This window comes from Streptomyces sp. NBC_01233 (assembly GCF_035989305.1).
In the GTDB taxonomy this organism is placed as follows: domain Bacteria; phylum Actinomycetota; class Actinomycetes; order Streptomycetales; family Streptomycetaceae; genus Streptomyces.
Genome location: NZ_CP108514.1, coordinates 3,061,356 through 3,076,827 on the forward strand (window position 1 = coordinate 3,061,356; position 15,472 = coordinate 3,076,827).

Consider the following 15,472-nt stretch of genomic DNA (forward strand, 5'->3'; position numbering starts at 1 on the left):
GCGGCGATGGTTGATGCTTCGGGCGGTCAGGCGGAGTGGCCTTCGTCATCGGCAGGCCGGAGCTTGCGCGTTTCGACTGTGGTGACCAGGCCAACCCGGTTGTTGAGGAAGCCGCACGGATCAGTGCATTCGACGTCGGTGAGGCCGATCAGAGCGCCGTCGGCGTCGCGCCGGTGCTCGACCACGGTTCCGAGCCAGTAGTCCTCCGGACGGTGGCCGCCCCCGGGGTAGTAGGTGACGGGGGTTCCGGGTACAAGGTGCTTCGGCATGGTGGCTCCTGGTCAGGATGCTTCGTCGAGGACGAGCGCGAGCTGCTCGTGACGGTTGAGGTGGTTGTCGCACTTGGTGCACATGCGTTCAGCGGCTCGTCGGTGGGCGCGCACGCCCTGCTTGCTCCCGCAGGACTGGCGGCTGACGGGCGGCAGGAGCTCGCTGTCGTCAGCTCCGTCGACCGCGGCGAGGATGGTTCCGTCGTTCCAGATCCGGCCCCCACACACGCCGTCGAACGCGGCCTTCGCCGGGTTGACCTGGCGGATGCAGGCGGCGCGGAACGGGCAGCGGCCGCAGACGTACAACAGCGGGTCGCAGATGTCGCGGAGGCCGCTGATGTCCGTCCAGCGGTCTGCGGCGGGCGAGAAGTCGTCGTCGCCGAAGCAGGGGGCGTGAGCGGTCACGTGGGTTTCGGTGGTCTGCCGTGGTCCGGTCACAGGACGGCCTCCAGTTGCTGGCCCAGCCACTTCGCGACGTTCACCGAGACGGCGTTCCCGGCCTGCATGGTCTGCTCGGCCTGGGTGCCGTAGACGACGTACTTCTCGGGGAACCGCTGCCCGAGGAGCTGCTCGCGCGGGTTCAACATCCGGAAGTAACAGTCCTCGACGGCGGGTGCGGTGCGCACGAGGCCGGCGGAGTCGCGGGTGGCGAGGGTGTGGATCGGTTCGGCCGCGGTCTTGACGGCGGCCTTGCGGTAGGGGATGACGAGGGCGTTTCGGGCGATGGCCGGGGCCACACCGCCGGGCACGACGAGCCCGTGGTGGTTGCCCTGCGCTGTGACAGTCGCCAGCGGGTCGGTGGCCCGGGACGCCGTGGAGTTGTTGCGGTACTCGATGATGAACGGGTCCACGGTCACCAGGGCCTCGCTCTCCCGGGTGAGGCGGGTGCGCAGCGGGACGTCAACCGACGCGGCCTCGGTGTTCCACGATCCGCCGGTGGGGACGAGGAGCGCGTCGCCCTGCTTGACGGTGCGGGTCGGCAGCGGCTGACGTCCTACTGCGAACGCGCGGTCTCCTCCGTTCTTGCCGTGGACGAGGTTGATGCCGCTCGGTTCGTGGGGGAACTTGGCCAGGCCGGCGCGGATCCGGGCCATGGTGGTGTCCGCCAGCGGCTTGCGGCGGTCGCCGATGCGGGTTCCGAGGTCTCCCCAGTTGATGATGTCGCTGGCTGGCCGGACGTAGGGCTCGACCATGGCATGGCGGCAGGCCGTGTTGGGGCAGCAGTAGATGTAGTCCCGCCGGTACTTGCCGATGCGCTGGTTCTCGTTGTTCCACGACTGGCGGGCGTGAACGTCCTCGCCGCAGTCCATGCAGAAGGCGAGGGGGCGGGGCTCGACGTTCGGGGCGCGCATGGTCTTGAGCGTGAAGACGACGTACATGCGGTCGCGCCACTGCGGGGCGCGCAGATTCGTTTCGTCTCCGACGTGGGCGCTGGAGACGGAGACGATCTGTGCGCGGTAGCCGAGCTTGTCCATGGTGGCGATCCACTCGGGGAAGAGGATCCAGTCGAGGCCGAACTCGACGACGTTCTCCACGATGACGGCCTTGAACTTCTTGGCCTCGGCCGCGCGGACGACACACCATGCGGTGGCGCGGGTCCGCTCGAAGGCGTCCTTGGGCAGGGAGTTCCAGCCGTCGAGGCCGTCGAGCATGTCGAGCTGTTCGGATTCGCGGCGGCGCCCGCCGGCGGGGCTGATCTCGGTGCAGATGACCGACGCCCACAGCACGTCTGCGCGGGGCAGGTACTTCATGGGGAAGCCGGTGATGTCGATGCAGGCGTGGTCGGCGTTGGGGTGGTTGGCGGCGTGGCTGTCGATGGCGAGCTGCCAGTGGTTGACGCCGAGGACGAGCTCGTATCCGGCTTCGGTGAGGCCGGTACTGCTGCCGCCGGCGCCGCACAGAAGGTCTATGACGCGGTTCACGGTGGTGGTGCTCCAAGAGGTCTGCCGGGGCCCCGCCCCGGCGGGAAGCGCCGGGGCGGGGGTAAGGCGGGTGAGGGGTCAGACGGTGCGCAGGCCGCCCGCGGCCTGGGCGACGCGGAGGAAGGCAATCCAGCGGGCCCAGGTCTGGTCGCCGAAGGGCAATTCGGCGCAGTCGTAGTTCGGGTGCGCCTCGTAGCGGTTGAGCGCGGCGGCGATTTCGCTCGGCGTGACCCAGAACCCGTCGCAGAAACGGAGCTTGTACGCGGGGATGGCGTCCGGTTCGTCGTCGGCTGCTTCACGAACGGCCTGGTAGGCGGCTACGAACGCGGCCTTAGCCTTCTGCCGCTCCTCGGTGAGGTCGGCCGTGTCCGAGAAGTCGGCGGGGTCCACGCCGTACTCCTCGAAGGTGGGCCACTGCGGGCGGTCCTTCTCGACCGTCATGCCGAAGTGGGCCATGGTGTCGATGACGCTTGCGCCTTGAAAGGCGGACAGGTAGAGGGAGTCGTTGGGGCCGGTCCCGCGTATGGCGCGGTTCTCACCCACGATGAAGAAGTCGTAGCCCATGTTCGGTCTCCAAGAGGTCTGGGGCCCGGCCGCCGCAGCGGCCGGGCGGGGTGTCAGAGCGCGGCGGCGCGGGTGAGGTCGAGGCGGTAGCGGACCGTGTGGCCGTTCTCGCCGAGGACTTCGCACAGCGAGGCCCACGTGTCGCGGTTGGTCTCGTCGAGCGAGTGGGCCCAGCCGTTGAGGTGGTAGGTGTCCTCGGTCCCCGCGAACTCGCGTCGGGTGCCGTCGCCGGTCCAGTAGGAGCCGGAGGCGTTGACGGTGCTGTTGGCGAGCGAGAAGAGGAGTTCCAGGCCCGTGGCGTTGTGGTCGTGGTCGGTGAGGATGTCGCGCACCGTGGCCGCGAGCAGCAGGCACATGGAGCGGGCGATGTCGGCGGCCGGAGCATCCGGTGCCTCGGCACGATCGAGTGCCTGGGCCAGGTGGAGGCCGTCGGGGAGCTGGTAGCTCTGCCCGGCGTTCTGGGTCATCAGGGTCTCCAAGAGGTCTGTGTGGCCCGGCCGCCGTGATGGCGGCCGGGCGGGGCTCTACTTGTGAGCGGCGTGCATGCGGTGCTGTCCGCCGCAGGTCATGCAGCGCGGGGCCCTCATCCGGGCCTCGTAGCGCAGCTCCTGAGCGACGAGGACGGCGAGCCCGGCGGCGATGCCGCAGGCGAAGGCGAGGAGCCAGGCGAGGCCGGTCACGGTCGCCTCCCGTCGCGTACGTCGCAGGCGGGCTCGGGACTCTGGGGCTGGGGGTCGCTCATGCCGCACGCTCCGCGTTCCAGCCCGCCAGGGTGACGGCTACGGTGACGACCGCCCCGTCGTGGACCCAGACGGAGAGCGGCCATTCGTTGCCGCCCTGCTGGTGGATGGGCTGCCATCCCATGGCCCGGAGGGTGACCACCTCCCGGTGGTAGCGGGTGACAGCGTCCAGGGAGCTGGGGAAGCAGTCGCAGATGTGCTCGATGGCGGAGTGGTCGCTCCGGAGGCCGGAGATGCTGACGGCCTTGATCGGGCGGAAGCTGAGTCCGAGGCCACGGCGGGCGACGTACGTCTCGAACGCATGGAACAGCGGCACGTGGTCGTTGCCGTAGGCAGCCTGCGGGCCATCCGCGGTGGAGTCGTAGACGATCTCCCGGATCGTCGGGGTGTGGTCGCTCAGGCGCTGCACGTGCCAGCCCCGCACCCGGTTGGGGTCGGTGGGCAGCACGTCGTCCGACGTGATGAGGAGGTAGCTGTAGTCGGAGAGTTCGGCGGTGATGCCGAACATCCCTCCGCACAGCTCGACGTCGGCGATGAGCGGGATGCGGCGCAGCGCGGTGATGACCGGTTCGTACGCGGACCACAGGGCCTGCCAGAGCGGGTCGCCGGTGGCGCCGTGGTCCGGCATCGGGGCGAGCTGAGAAGCCTCGCTGTTCATGATCTCTCCAAGAGGTCTTTGGTGGCCAACAGTACAGAGTTGGGATCTATCTTTGAAGGCGTTTCAGGGCGCCTTCGCGGAACCGAACCCCTCCCCTGCTTCTTCTATTTTATATGCATCCGTGGGGGTGTCCACATTCCTGCGGGACTTTCGCCCCCGGGACGGAACTTCTTCCCGGGCCGCGTCCTTCCAGTTCCGGACCGCGCTCCTGGCAGCACTCCGCGCCTCCAGCACCGTGCCGGCGCCGAGGTCGGCGCGACGCCGACGCTCGTCCGCGTCCCGGTGCCACTGGTCCCAGTGGTCATCGTTGGCCCGCTGCTCGGCGGCGCGCTCCCGGGCTTGCTGCCGTTTGCGTTCCGCGCGCGGGTTCGTGCCACAAGCGCGGCAGGAGGAAGCGGGGTTGCCCGCGTGCTTGGAGCATCCCGACTTCTGCGGCGCAGCCTGCTGGTCGGTGGTGCCGACGTCGCCGGAAGGCTCCCCTGCGGCGACAGCCGCGGGGGTAGGGGGGAAAGGAAGAAAAGAGGAAGAACCAAGGAAGGAAGGGGTTCCACCGGTGGAACCGACAGGGTTCCCCGCTTGGAACTCCCCGGGTTCCACGTGTGGAACCTGACCCTCGGCTCCCCCAGGGTTCCCCTCGTGGAACCCACCCTGTGGAGGCTTCTCCTGCGGGGCCTGCGCCTTGCCTTTCACTCGGTCCTCGACGTCCTGGGCGGTCATCGCCGGCTTGGCCGGAGCCGCCCGCTTGACGCCCTGCCGCGCCTTGGCGGGGTTCTTCGGGGCGGCCCGCTGGGTCTCCAAGCGTGCCTTGAGGTCGGCGGTGCTGGGGATCGGAGGGATGCCGTTCGGGAAGACGCGGTAAACCGCAGCCCGCCCGGCCTTGCCCGTCTGGACACGCTCCACGAGGCCCTTGGCGACAAGCTCGGTTACCAGAGTGATGGCCCGCTTCTCGTTGACGCCGACCCACGCGGCCAGCCGCGCCAGGCCCGGACGGGACAGACGGGTCTCGTCATCGGCGGAGTCGGCGAGCTTCTGCAGCGCGAGCTTCTGGCTCTGGGTGATCACTTCCTTCGGCAGGTAGCTGGCAACGACCATCAGGTGGATAGACACGGGGCCCCTCGGAGGCGGTGTTTCTGGCAGGACAGGGGGCCCCGCCACCGCGGCAGTCGCGGTGGCGGGGCTGGAAGGCGGGCGGGGCCTGGGCTACCGCTGAACGGCGGTGACCCGGATGGCGCGCGTTGTCTTCTTCGCGGCCGTTCTCATGGGGATCGCGACCCCGGCCTCCTTCATCACGGCCTCCATGCGCTGGAAGTCGGCGCCGGTCTTCTCGGGGATCGGCACGCCGAGGACGTCGAAGGTGTCGATCATGGCCTCGCGGTCGACTTCCTGGACCGGGTTGCCTCCGGTCCATCTCAGCTGGTTCGGGCCGTAGATGCCCGCCGGTGAGTCGTCGAGCTTCGCGCGGGCCTTCTTCTTGACCCGCTGGCCTTCGGCCTCCATCTCGTGTCCGCGTACGTATTCGGACAGAGCCGTCTCGCGGTCCGCGTCGTCGTGGACGAGTACCGTTTGCACGGCGGCTCCGGGAGTCTTGGGCTCTCCCCAGCAGGGCGTCCGGAAGGGGCAGTTGTCGCAGATGGGGTCCAGCCCCGGCCCGTCGAACGACCGGGTGGCTTCCTCGGGGCTCTCGTACTCCATGACGCGCTGCACCCACCACCGCGCGCGGGTGGCTTCGGCCTTGTCGAAGGGGAACTCCTGGACGTACTCAGCCCCGTTGTCCCGGTTTACGAAGCGGAACCGGATGCGGCGGACGTCGATCGGGCCGAGCCGGGCCATCGGCTTCTGCCCGTGGATGTCCAACCAGCCCACCGTGCGTAGAAGGTCGGCGTACAGGTACGCCTGGCGGATCTCGGCCTCGGTGGCGCCGTACCGGATCACCCGGTCCCACAGGAAGGTGCTCTTCGTTTTGATGTCCTCGACGGTGACCACGTCGGCCGGCGTCGTCGGCCGCAGGCGTTTGGGAAGTCGGGCGGCGGTGGACGCGTCGAGGTGGACGGCATCGACGTGGCCACGGATGCTGTCGTCGGCCACCGCCGTCTCCACCAGCCAGCCGTACTCCGAACGGGCCGATCCGAGGAGTCCCTCGTGGAGGTAAGTGCCCAGGATCGCGGCTCGCTTGTCGGAGGTGTCCGTACGTTCGGCGCCCGACAGGATGTAGGCGGCTCGGCGCTCGCATACGGTGTCGGAAGCTCCCAGCTGACGCTGTTGCGACCGGGGGCGCCGCGCGTCCTGTATGTGCGCTGCTGGCCACAGAGACGGGCTGCTCACAGGCTGGGCGGTCATCAGGCCGCCTCCCCTTCGGACGCGCCGTCGACGCTCTTGCCGCGCTCGACGGCTGCACGCAGCTTTGCGGCGACGTCGTCGCCTAGCGCCTGGTCCATGTCGTCACGGGGGTTCTCGATCTGCACGAGTCGGTCACTGATGGCCGCCTGGATGGTCGATGCCTCCTGCCTGGTGAGGCCCGAGGTGTCCGGCCGCGTCTCGCGCCACAGCTCGGCGAGGGCTTCCTTCGCCGAGGTCTCCTCCACGCGCTTGAGCCACGGCGCCAGCCTGTCGCCGGCGAGCACGGGCATGACGCGAGGCTGGGACTTCGCGGAGCAGCCCAGCCGGTTGAAGACCAAGTCCTCGATGGAGAAGTCAGGCAGCCGCATCGGGCGGCGCTTTTCGACTCGGAGGCGAAGCGACCTCGCCTTGATGATGTGCGGGTCTTCGTCGCGCTTCATGCGCACCCACACGGTGGAGTCGAATCCGAGGTCCTTGTGGCCGGAGACCTTCCATTCCTTACGGCCCGAGATGGGGTTGCCGTTGTCGTCTACGGCAGAGACTTCCTTGCCGCGAGCAAGCACGATCGCGATTCCGGGAAGGGTCTGGAGGAGGTGCATGACCCGCCCCCAGCGGTCCACGGCGTCGTTCCACAAGTTCATGGGGATGTCGATGCCGGCGTCGGGGTCCGAGGCAAGCACGACCTTGTTCTTCCGCGTCCGCCTGGCCCTCTCCTGGGTCCAGTTGGTGAGCATGCGCCACAGCGCGGATCCGGAGTCGATGACGAGGACCACGGGCGGATCACCGGCTTCGGCCGCACGGCAAGCCTCTGCGTGGATGGCCTCCACCTGCTCCAGGATGTCGCGGTAGCTGCCGTCATGGTCGATGACGAGGTAGTCGGCGCCGTCGATGGCGGCGTACTCGTCGGCGGATCCTTCGGACAGGTCAATCCAGTAGGTCTGCCCGGTGAGCGGGGAGGCCGAGAACTGGGCGGCGGCGTAGGACTTGCCGCTCCCTTCCTCGCCCTCGATGAGGACCAGGGGATATGGGACCTGGCCGGTCGGCTTGCGGGTCTTGAGCTTGGGGGACGCCGGTCGCGCCGGCGCCTGCTGCTGGGACACGTCTCTCCAAGAGGTCGTGGTGTGGGTCAGGCAGCGCGCAGTGCACGGGTCTCGAAGAGGTCCGCCCAGTCGGGGCGGGCGCCGATGAGTTCGCGCACGTAGCGGCTGCGGAAGTCGTTGTTCAGCCGGAACTCATCGCCTCGCGTCGCTTCGCCGTATCGGTAGCGCAGGAGTTCGAAGAGCATTCCGATGCCGATTCGCTGGAATCCCTTGCCGATCGCGTCTTGGACGAGGTTCTCCAGGTGACGCATCACCCAGGGGTTCAAGGCGTGGAAGGCCTCGAACCGCTGCTGGATGGTGAGATCGCGGACGGATTCCGGGAGGCGCACGGGCTGGATGTCGTCCAGCCCGAACAGGGTGGGCTGCTCAAGCGACATGATCCCCCCTCAAGATGTTGACCAACGGTTCAGTGTTGGAATCTATCTTTCGATGTGGGGTCATGTCGATCTCGAACAGCTTCGACAGGTTCCGGCGGGTCTCGCATGCACGCCTCCATGGCGGTCGATTTGCGGCTCACGCCACCGCTCGAACGCGACAACGTACCTCTATTCTATATGCAATTGGGGGTGGAAACAAGAACCGATCGCCTCAAATGGTGCTTATTCGGCGTCCTTTGCGGCTCCCGGCCCGCGGGGGATGATCCTCGAACCGTGGCCGTCGTACATGCCCGCGAGGAGCGCGTCACGGACGCTCTCGTTGATCGTCCACCCACCGCCGCGGGCGCTCGCCCTGAGCGCCGGCGCGTCCTCGATGAGAGGTTCGAGGAGCCAGATCGGCGAACCCGAGAGGGTGTAGTCCGCCGGGCGGAGCCGCCCCGTCTTCGCCGCATTGCGGACGCCCGCGCTGTCGGAGAGCCCGAACAGCACCGCGATCTCCGACTGCCCCACCAGCGCAGGGAGGTCTTCGACGCGCGACTCCCAATACCCTGGCTGCTGCTCCTTCACGAGACGCTGGAGCACGGCTTCGTCCAGCTGCTTCGGCCGGGGGGTCGTCGTGCCGTACCTCTTCGCGAAGTCGAGCAGCCAGTACGGCGAACCCGAGATAATCCGTGCGTACTCGTAGTCGAGCCGCTTGTCTCGGCTGATCCACTGGCTGACCTGAAGCGGGCGCACTCCGTAGAGCGCCGCGAACTCCTTGACCCCCACCAGGTACGGCTTGCCGTCCTTCGCCTGACGAACCACTGCTGCTCCTCCCACGCGCCGACTATGCATATAGATTGTATCCACGGTGTCGGGGGGTCCGATGCGGCGGTCAGCTTGGTATGGTGGTGGTTCCAAGAGGTCGAGGGCCCCCGCCGTGAGGCGGGGGCCCTCTTCCATGTCCGAAGGTGGATCAGGCGGCCGGCGTCGGCCTCGGCGCGTCGTACTTCGGCGGCCGCGCGTAACCCAGCAGCCAGCCGAACCGCGGAGAGACGTGCTCCTCGGCGAGACGGAACAGGCCGTAGTAGGCGAAGATGAACGCCGGGGTCAGGACCCCGGTGACCGCATCGGCGGGAAGGTCCAGGCCGACCTTCAGCGCCAAGGCTACGAGCCAGCCGACGGCCGCCGGAACGCCGGTGCGGATCAGGGATGCGTACAGGTTCAAGGCTGCTCCTCGAAGTTAGGGTCGGTCAGGCGAAGAGACGTCGCCACGTCTCGGGGCCGGGGAAGCCATCGGCGTCGTCGCCGCTCCACCCCTGCGCCCGCTGGAAGGCGGCGGTGTTGAGCCGGTCGGCCTCGCCCCACTCGGGACTCGGGCCGACGCGGTAGTGCGAGCCGAAGCCGCGCTTCACGAGCTGCTGGCCCAGGCGCAGGATGTGCTCGTTGGACTTCCCCGGGCCGAACGCGTTGCGGCCGGGGAACGCCGGGGCTCCACCCCCCTGCGGGGGCTTGGTGCCGGTGGGCGGCTTGCTTCCGGAGTCGGCCAGGATCTCCGACACCCGGGCACGGAAGTCATCCATATCGAAGGTGGGGTCGACCTTGCCGGGCTGCCACTCCTTGTGGGCGATCACGGAGGCCGCCGTCCACCCGTGCGCCCGGCACAGGGCGGCCGCCCACTGCGCGGCCGCCTCGACCTGCTCCGGCGGCCAGGGGTCCTCGCCGTCACCCATGTTGACGAGTTCGGCGCCGTAGAAGTGGGTGTTGCCGTCGGTGTCGGCCCTGCTGTCGGTCGGCAGCTCGGACTCGGTGCGGACGGCCTGGAGGACCCGACCGTCGCCCTTGCCGGCGTGGTTCGTCCTGCCGTGGCCGACGAGGTGAACCACGCCAGCCTTGTCGATGACGGCGTGGCAGAGCGGGCCCGGCAGGTCGCTGTGCCCGTCGTAGCAGAGCTCAACGGAGTAGGCGGTGCCCCGGCTGACCGTGTGATGGATCATGACGCCGTGGACGGGGCCGAACGGCCCTCGGTGGTTCCTGTTGTGGTTCCGCCAGTCGCCCACCTCCTCGACGGTGAGGCCGGCGGCCTTGAACGCGGACAGGACTCGGTCCGCAGTGAGCGGTGTTGCCATCAGGCGCTTTCCCGAACTCCCCCGCGCCGGGATGGGTGTTAGATGTCCAGCTTGGCCAGCAGTACCGCGACCAGAAGTGCAACCACCACGGGCGCAACGAGAGCGGAGAGAGCCAGGCGCCGGTTGGTCCGGGCGTCGGCCGCCTCGCGTTCGCGCTGTTCCCGGAGCTCGCCGAGGTCACCTTCGAGGGTGCCGATCCGCTGCTCGACAGCCCTCTGGTCCGCGGCGTACACGTCCTTGGTGACCATCTGCTCCAGCCGGCTGGCCAGAGCGGCAAAATCGGCGCGAAGATCGTCACGCAGCTGCTGGACCGCGCGCAGCAGCTCCCAGGGCGTGGGATCTTGGGTCGGGCCGGTCACGATGCTCCCCAGTCAGTCGGCCCCACGCCGGTCCTCATTCTACGGCTGTCCGCGATCACGCCGATTCACTTCACGTACGTGACCTTGAGCTGCGGCGGGTGCTCTTCCCCCACGCCCTCGGCACGCCCGTAGTAGTCCAGGGAGGTGCTGTTGGGGTCAAGTGCCACTCCCCTCCAGCTGGTCGAGTCGAAGATCGAGGTGATGTCGATCCACTTGCCGACGTTCTTGCCCCAGTCGATCGTCCGAGAGTCGCCGTCGCAACTGAAGGTCCCCGGCCTCGACTCGTGACCATGTGCCTTGATCACGGCCTTTCCGCCAGCGTTGTAGTACCAGTGGGCGTAGTACAGGTACAGCTCGACCTTCTGAATTGAAGCTCCCGCCAGGTCCGATGCCAAGGACGACGGGAATCCGATCAGGGCAGCCTGCACCCCGTTGTTGCTGGAGTAGTACCCCTGAATGCACTGGGAGCCGTAGTACGAGTTGTACGCGCCCCGGTTGGCGTAACTGCCCGACCAAGCAGCGGTGTAGGTCCGCTCGTACTGCTGCTTGGGAGGGGTCGCCACGCCACCACCGGTGTTGTAAACGCCCGTGTCAGGGATCGCCGGCCCTATGTCCTCCACGTACATGTGGGCTGGCTGCTCGCTCTTACCGAACAGCGTCACGGTGGTTCCGCCCGGCGCCCACTGGGCATGGAACGTCGACAGAAGCCGATGAAGGCCGCCCCCGAGGCTCGCTCCGGACCTGATCAGCTCGACCCGGACCGACCGCCAGGTCAGGCCATTGATCGGGAAAACACGATTCTGAATGACGGGACTACTGACGGTGGGAGTGAATGCACCGCCGTCGCGGAGGGTTACGTGGACCTCTCCCGTCTCGGCTGACGCGGTCACAGAGCAATCCACGACGATGCGGTACATCCGCGTCACGTCTGACTGGAAGGCCAGCTCGACGAACCCCATCTCGTTGGAGCTGCCGGTGACCGCGCTGTACGCGCGACTGATCGCGACCAGACCGCGGGGAGACTCCGCGAGGCGCGAGTCGAGTCGGATGCCGCCGACGGTGAGCCCGCCGGCGACGGAAACATCGTTGAAGCCAGCGTTGCCCCGCTCGTCGATCGTCGCGACCGCCCCACCGTTGGTGCCCGACAGCGTGAGGAAGTTGGCCCTGCCTGTGACCAGGCTGACGCGCTCGTCACCTCCCTCGTCGAAGAGGACGAGGCCAGCAGGGGAGATCTCGGCTCGGGTTCCGCTCGGCTGGGAGCCGATCACGATGCGGCAAGTCGAGTTGTCGAAGAGGACCGACCCGGCCTTGCCGTCGTCGGCGGCCAGCTTGATCCGCCCCAGCACGGCCTGAGCGGGAGCGGCCGTCTCCGGTGCTCCAGACATCGCCTTCCAGCCGGACCCCGCCGCGGCGCTGCCGCTGGTGATCGTGCTGTAAGCAAGGACAGCTCCAGCAGCGTCTTCCCAGCGGACGTAGACATTCACCCGGGTCCCCACCCAGTCGGTCGAGAGCTGGTAGTCGGCGGAGAGCCAAACACGCTGGCCAGGCATCGCGGGGAACGTGCCGAGCGTGATGGTCTTGTCGACCGGCGTCGCCGAGGTGCAGTCCACACGCAGGGCTTTGGGGCTGTCTCTGCCCGGAGCGACCACGGTCCAGTCGGTACCGAGGCGGCCCGTGGTGATGGCGCCCTCGAAGGAGGGGTCAGCGATCAAGTTGCCGTCCACACCAATGGCCAGGTGCGCGGCTGTGAGGGCACCGGCTGCGATGTGACGGGCGACGAGGGTGTTGGTTGCTATCTCGGCCCCGGTGATCGACAGGGCTTTGAGTTCGCGCGCGGTGAGCGTCTTGGCTGCGACCTTGGACGCTACGACGGAACCTGCCGCGAGCTCGGGTGTGCCGATGGAGTCGGCCAGGACCATGCCGGCGCCGATGACCGTGCGGACCTCGGCGTTGTCGAAGTCGGCGGTCCCGGCGGTCGCCTCGTGGTTCTTGATCCAGACTGCCGCCTTGACCGCCCCGGCCGGGGCCTGCACCTGGCGGTTGGTCCTCGTCCAGGGGCCGCCTGGCGCCGGGGTCACCGCAAGGATGCCGTAGCTCAGGACGGCGCCCTGGGCGTCCTGCCACTCCATGAAGAGCCGGATAGAGTCACCAGCCCAGTCCGCCGACACTCGGTAGTCGATGGCAAGGAAGAAGCGGTCGCCGGGAGAGACGGGTAGCTCCGTGATCATCAGGGCCCTCCCTGTGCTTGGGGGAGGCCCCTTCGGCCCCGCCTGCAGGGCTCGTGCGGAGTTGTTGCCGGTGGTCAGGCTCCATCCGGTCTTGCCAGTGAGGTTCTGGTCGGTGTAGGGCCCCTCGAAGCCCGGGTCGGGCAGGAGGTTCCCCGTTCCGATACCGAGCTGGGTGTGCCCAACGGCGCCCACCTGGAGGTGCATCCGGCCCACGGCCTCTTCGGCCAGCGCGGTTTCGGTGATGATCCCGTCGAGGACCTCCTGGGCCACCACGGCAGCCGGGCCCATCGGGCCTGCCTGCGGCGACGGGTCGGAGGCTGTGCCCGATGTAGTGCGCGCCATCAGCCGGAAGTACATCGGGGCGCTCGCTGCAACGATGAGCGTGCCGCCCCGCGGGGACTCGATCGTCGCGCGGAGGGTGGTCTCACTGATGATGAAGCCGTCCGTGGCGCCGATGTGGATCTCTACGCGGGCGAAGTCGAGCGGTGCCGCGACCGCCTCGAGGAAGGTCCCGTCCCAGGTGACTGCGATGCCGCCGAGGACAGAGGAGACGTACGGGCGCGACGGCTGGGGTGGCTGCGGTCCGTTGACGGCGACGACGCCGGAGGTGCCGTCTGCCTGCTGCCCGATGACGGCGCGCAGGGAGCCGCTGTCGTCGTAGACCTGGATCGCGGCGTCTTCGATGGAGGAGTGGCCGAGGCGGCTCGACCGCTGAAGGTTGGCGATCTGCCGTTCCAGGGCAGCCAGGCGGCCGCCGATGTCGATGTTACTCATGAGCTCGCCTCCCCGTAGTGGAAGGAGTCCGCGCGGGCCAGTAGGACGGTGACGGTCTCGCCGTCCGCTCCACCGGTCCGTACGCTCCATCCGACGATCCGCATCCAGCTGGCGAAGTCGATCCAGTCGTTGCTGACCGTCGTGAACACATCGTCCCCGACCTGGAAACTGCCGAGCGGTGCGGCGGGATGATCGGGGCGGATGCTGATCTGCTCGACGGTGCCACGGAGCTGTCTGCGGGTGCGTTCCGCTGTGGCGCGGCGCGCGAGGACGTCGGTTCCCTTCACCTCCGGCAGGGCAAGGACTGTCTCCATGCGCAGGCGGCCGTCGCGGACAGAGTCGATATGCCGCCGCCTGGATCGGCCCTCACCAGCGCCGGTCGCAATGACGGTCTGCGCGAACTCGTCGGCGGAGCGCGGGATGGCTGGGGAGTTCAGGATGTTGACTCCGCTGGTGAAGCTGATGTCCGTACGACGTGTGCCCAGGCGGGGATATCCGAGCCGTAGCCGCCGGCGGATGGTCCCGTCGCTTCCCCACTGGGTATCGCAGGTGTAGTCCGGGGAGTCGACGGCGGCAACAAGGTCATCCACGGCGTCGCCGAGGACCGGTTCCTCCCACCATGCTGATTTGAGCGGATCGGCCGGCGTGCCGACCTTCGCGGTCGACACGGTGGGGTCTACCACGACGCCGAGGTCGCCGTCAGGGAGGGACTGCGCGTACGCCCAGATGTCGCGGATGACTTGGCAGGGGTCCGCGTAGACGTACGGGCCCCGTCCGTCGTACTCGCCGTGGATGTCGTGTCGCCGCTGGAGGTAGCTGGACCAGCCGGCGGCTTCGAGGGAGAGCGTGCGGTCTTCCGGCGTGACCTGCCAGAGGACTCCTCCCCATCGCAGATGGCCCTCCCGCTCCACGTACAGCAGCGTGTTGCCCTCGTCGACGATTTCGGGTCGCGAACGCCCGAACCGCGGCGCGAGGGTGGCCGTGAGGGCTCCCGGGCCGTTCAGCTCGGGCCCGTACTCGACGTCGGTAAGAGGAAGGTCCGGGTCCAGGACTTCGCCGGTGAGTGCGTGCTGTGCGATGTAGCGGTATCCGGTGCGCGTCACAGCACCCCCTCGACGAACTCCACGTCGAAGACACAGTTGGAGCCGCCATTGACGTCCAGGGTGAAGGTGGACCCGGCATTGGGGTTGGTCTGGAGGCTGAGGGTCTGGACGGTTCCGCGCAGCGCCGGGGTGATCTGCGGGGTGTCGCCGAGCATGATGTTCTCGCGGGACCAGCCTGTGACAGCGTCGTCATCCATGGTGATCTCGGCGCCGAACGTCGCGCCGAACTTGTGGCGCCAGCGTATGTGCGGGTCTCCGCTAAACCGCACGCCGATCTGGGTGACGATGTTCGCGGTGACGGCCCAGGATGGGACTTCGACCTGGACGCGCGCCTCGGTGGGCCAGTCGGCCCACTTGTCGACGGCAGTCGGGGACTGGCTGTAGGGGAAGCCGCGGATCATCTGGATCCGACGCTCCCTGCGGGGGTTGGCGATGCGCCGCAGGTCGGTGATCATCGCGGCGGTGACAGTACCCGTATTGGCCGGCAGGTTGATTCGGGCCAGCGGTATCGCGGAGAAGCCCGGGGGCGGGGCGGTTGCTGTTACAGAGACACCCGGGATCACCTCGAATGCGACGATCTTGTCCTTCGCCGGGTTGCGGGTGCCTTCGTACTCCGGGTCGAGTACGCGCATCACGACCATGTCTGCGCGTGGGGTGCCGCCAGTGGGGGCGACCGGAACGGATTCTGTGCCGATGTTGTACGCGGTGTAGTGGCCTTGCCACGGCACTGCTCGGCCGCGAATGACTCCGGAGCCGTCGCCAACGAGGACTCCTCCGGCCGGGACGGTCAGCGGCGTGACCTTCAGGTCGCTGCCCTCAGTGACGCCCTCGGCTCCTCGGGCAAGGTCGCGGACCATCATGCGGAAGCTCTGCGCGCTGTGGGTGCCGCCGTTGGTGAGAAGAGGGACGGGGGTGAGGGTCACGGAGGCTCCC

General features: G+C 68.2%; 18 protein-coding genes. All 18 read right to left on the minus strand.

What is annotated here, in order from left to right; genetic code table 11:
- Positions 1-26: 26 nt before the first annotated feature.
- The 18 genes from OG332_RS14315 to OG332_RS14400 all read right to left on the minus strand — a co-directional run bounded on the left by OG332_RS14315 (position 27) and on the right by OG332_RS14400 (position 15,462).
- Positions 27-269, minus strand: a complete 243-nt coding sequence (locus tag OG332_RS14315; RefSeq protein ID WP_327413839.1) for a hypothetical protein — start codon at positions 267-269, stop codon at positions 27-29.
- A gap of 12 nt (positions 270-281) precedes the next feature.
- Positions 282-674, minus strand: coding sequence for a hypothetical protein (locus OG332_RS14320; RefSeq protein WP_327413840.1), 393 nt, complete (start codon positions 672-674; stop codon positions 282-284).
- A 29-nt stretch (positions 675-703) separates the two neighbouring features.
- The gene (locus tag OG332_RS14325) at positions 704-2,191 is read right to left on the minus strand and encodes a DNA cytosine methyltransferase (protein ID WP_327413841.1); all 1,488 of its coding nucleotides are present in this window, start codon (positions 2,189-2,191) and stop codon (positions 704-706) included.
- 78 nt (positions 2,192-2,269) lie between these two features.
- Positions 2,270-2,755 (minus strand): hypothetical protein, encoded by a 486-nt coding sequence (locus OG332_RS14330; RefSeq protein ID WP_327413842.1) that lies wholly within the window; start codon positions 2,753-2,755, stop codon positions 2,270-2,272.
- A 53-nt stretch (positions 2,756-2,808) separates the two neighbouring features.
- Complete coding sequence (locus OG332_RS14335; RefSeq protein WP_327413843.1) at positions 2,809-3,222, minus strand: hypothetical protein; 414 nt, start codon at positions 3,220-3,222, stop codon at positions 2,809-2,811.
- Between the two features lie 57 nt (positions 3,223-3,279).
- Positions 3,280-3,435, minus strand: coding sequence for a hypothetical protein (locus OG332_RS14340; protein WP_327413844.1), 156 nt, complete (start codon positions 3,433-3,435; stop codon positions 3,280-3,282).
- 58 nt (positions 3,436-3,493) lie between these two features.
- Positions 3,494-4,153 carry a hypothetical protein gene (locus tag OG332_RS14345; protein WP_327413845.1) on the minus strand — a complete coding sequence of 220 codons (660 nt, stop codon included), beginning with the start codon at positions 4,151-4,153 and terminating at the stop codon, positions 3,494-3,496.
- Positions 4,154-4,216: 63 nt separating this feature from the next.
- Positions 4,217-5,260 carry a helix-turn-helix domain-containing protein gene (locus OG332_RS14350; RefSeq protein WP_327413846.1) on the minus strand — a complete coding sequence of 348 codons (1,044 nt, stop codon included), beginning with the start codon at positions 5,258-5,260 and terminating at the stop codon, positions 4,217-4,219.
- Between the two features lie 93 nt (positions 5,261-5,353).
- A complete protein-coding gene (locus OG332_RS14355) occupies positions 5,354-6,490 on the minus strand; it encodes a hypothetical protein (RefSeq protein ID WP_327413847.1) in 1,137 nt (378 codons plus the stop codon).
- The gene (locus OG332_RS14360; protein ID WP_327413848.1) at positions 6,490-7,590 is read right to left on the minus strand and encodes an AAA family ATPase; all 1,101 of its coding nucleotides are present in this window, start codon (positions 7,588-7,590) and stop codon (positions 6,490-6,492) included. The genes OG332_RS14355 and OG332_RS14360 overlap by 1 nt, the downstream gene beginning before the upstream one ends.
- A 26-nt stretch (positions 7,591-7,616) precedes the next feature.
- The gene (locus tag OG332_RS14365) at positions 7,617-7,967 is read right to left on the minus strand and encodes a hypothetical protein (RefSeq protein ID WP_327413849.1); all 351 of its coding nucleotides are present in this window, start codon (positions 7,965-7,967) and stop codon (positions 7,617-7,619) included.
- Between the two features lie 222 nt (positions 7,968-8,189).
- Complete coding sequence (locus tag OG332_RS14370) at positions 8,190-8,771, minus strand: hypothetical protein (RefSeq protein WP_327413850.1); 582 nt, start codon at positions 8,769-8,771, stop codon at positions 8,190-8,192.
- A gap of 151 nt (positions 8,772-8,922) precedes the next feature.
- Positions 8,923-9,174: a hypothetical protein gene (locus OG332_RS14375; RefSeq protein ID WP_327413851.1), complete on the minus strand. Its 252-nt coding sequence runs from the start codon at positions 9,172-9,174 to the stop codon at positions 8,923-8,925.
- Between the two features lie 25 nt (positions 9,175-9,199).
- Positions 9,200-10,075 (minus strand): peptidoglycan-binding protein, encoded by an 876-nt coding sequence (locus tag OG332_RS14380; protein ID WP_327413852.1) that lies wholly within the window; start codon positions 10,073-10,075, stop codon positions 9,200-9,202.
- A gap of 38 nt (positions 10,076-10,113) precedes the next feature.
- Positions 10,114-10,434, minus strand: coding sequence for a hypothetical protein (locus OG332_RS14385; protein ID WP_327413853.1), 321 nt, complete (start codon positions 10,432-10,434; stop codon positions 10,114-10,116).
- A gap of 65 nt (positions 10,435-10,499) precedes the next feature.
- Positions 10,500-13,436 carry a hypothetical protein gene (locus tag OG332_RS14390; protein ID WP_327413854.1) on the minus strand — a complete coding sequence of 979 codons (2,937 nt, stop codon included), beginning with the start codon at positions 13,434-13,436 and terminating at the stop codon, positions 10,500-10,502.
- The gene (locus OG332_RS14395; RefSeq protein WP_327413855.1) at positions 13,433-14,539 is read right to left on the minus strand and encodes a hypothetical protein; all 1,107 of its coding nucleotides are present in this window, start codon (positions 14,537-14,539) and stop codon (positions 13,433-13,435) included. Before OG332_RS14395 ends, OG332_RS14390 begins: the two co-directional genes overlap by 4 nt.
- Entirely contained in the window at positions 14,536-15,462 is a 927-nt protein-coding gene (locus OG332_RS14400; protein ID WP_327413856.1) for a hypothetical protein, read from the minus strand. Before OG332_RS14400 ends, OG332_RS14395 begins: the two co-directional genes overlap by 4 nt.
- Between the last annotated feature and the right edge of the window lie 10 nt (positions 15,463-15,472).

Excerpts from the sequence above, each read along its gene's own strand:
- OG332_RS14315 (WP_327413839.1), bottom strand. The coding sequence starts at position 269 with ATGCCGAAGCACCTTGTACCCGGAACCCCCGTCACCTACTACCCCGGG.
- OG332_RS14345 (WP_327413845.1), bottom strand. The coding sequence starts at position 4,153 with ATGAACAGCGAGGCTTCTCAGCTCGCCCCGATGCCGGACCACGGCGCC.
- OG332_RS14380 (WP_327413852.1), bottom strand. The coding sequence starts at position 10,075 with ATGGCAACACCGCTCACTGCGGACCGAGTCCTGTCCGCGTTCAAGGCC.
- OG332_RS14335 (WP_327413843.1), bottom strand. The coding sequence starts at position 3,222 with ATGACCCAGAACGCCGGGCAGAGCTACCAGCTCCCCGACGGCCTCCAC.
- OG332_RS14365 (WP_327413849.1), bottom strand. The coding sequence starts at position 7,967 with ATGTCGCTTGAGCAGCCCACCCTGTTCGGGCTGGACGACATCCAGCCC.
- OG332_RS14390 (WP_327413854.1), bottom strand. The coding sequence starts at position 13,436 with ATGAGTAACATCGACATCGGCGGCCGCCTGGCTGCCCTGGAACGGCAG.
- OG332_RS14355 (WP_327413847.1), bottom strand. The coding sequence starts at position 6,490 with ATGACCGCCCAGCCTGTGAGCAGCCCGTCTCTGTGGCCAGCAGCGCAC.
- OG332_RS14330 (WP_327413842.1), bottom strand. The coding sequence starts at position 2,755 with ATGGGCTACGACTTCTTCATCGTGGGTGAGAACCGCGCCATACGCGGG.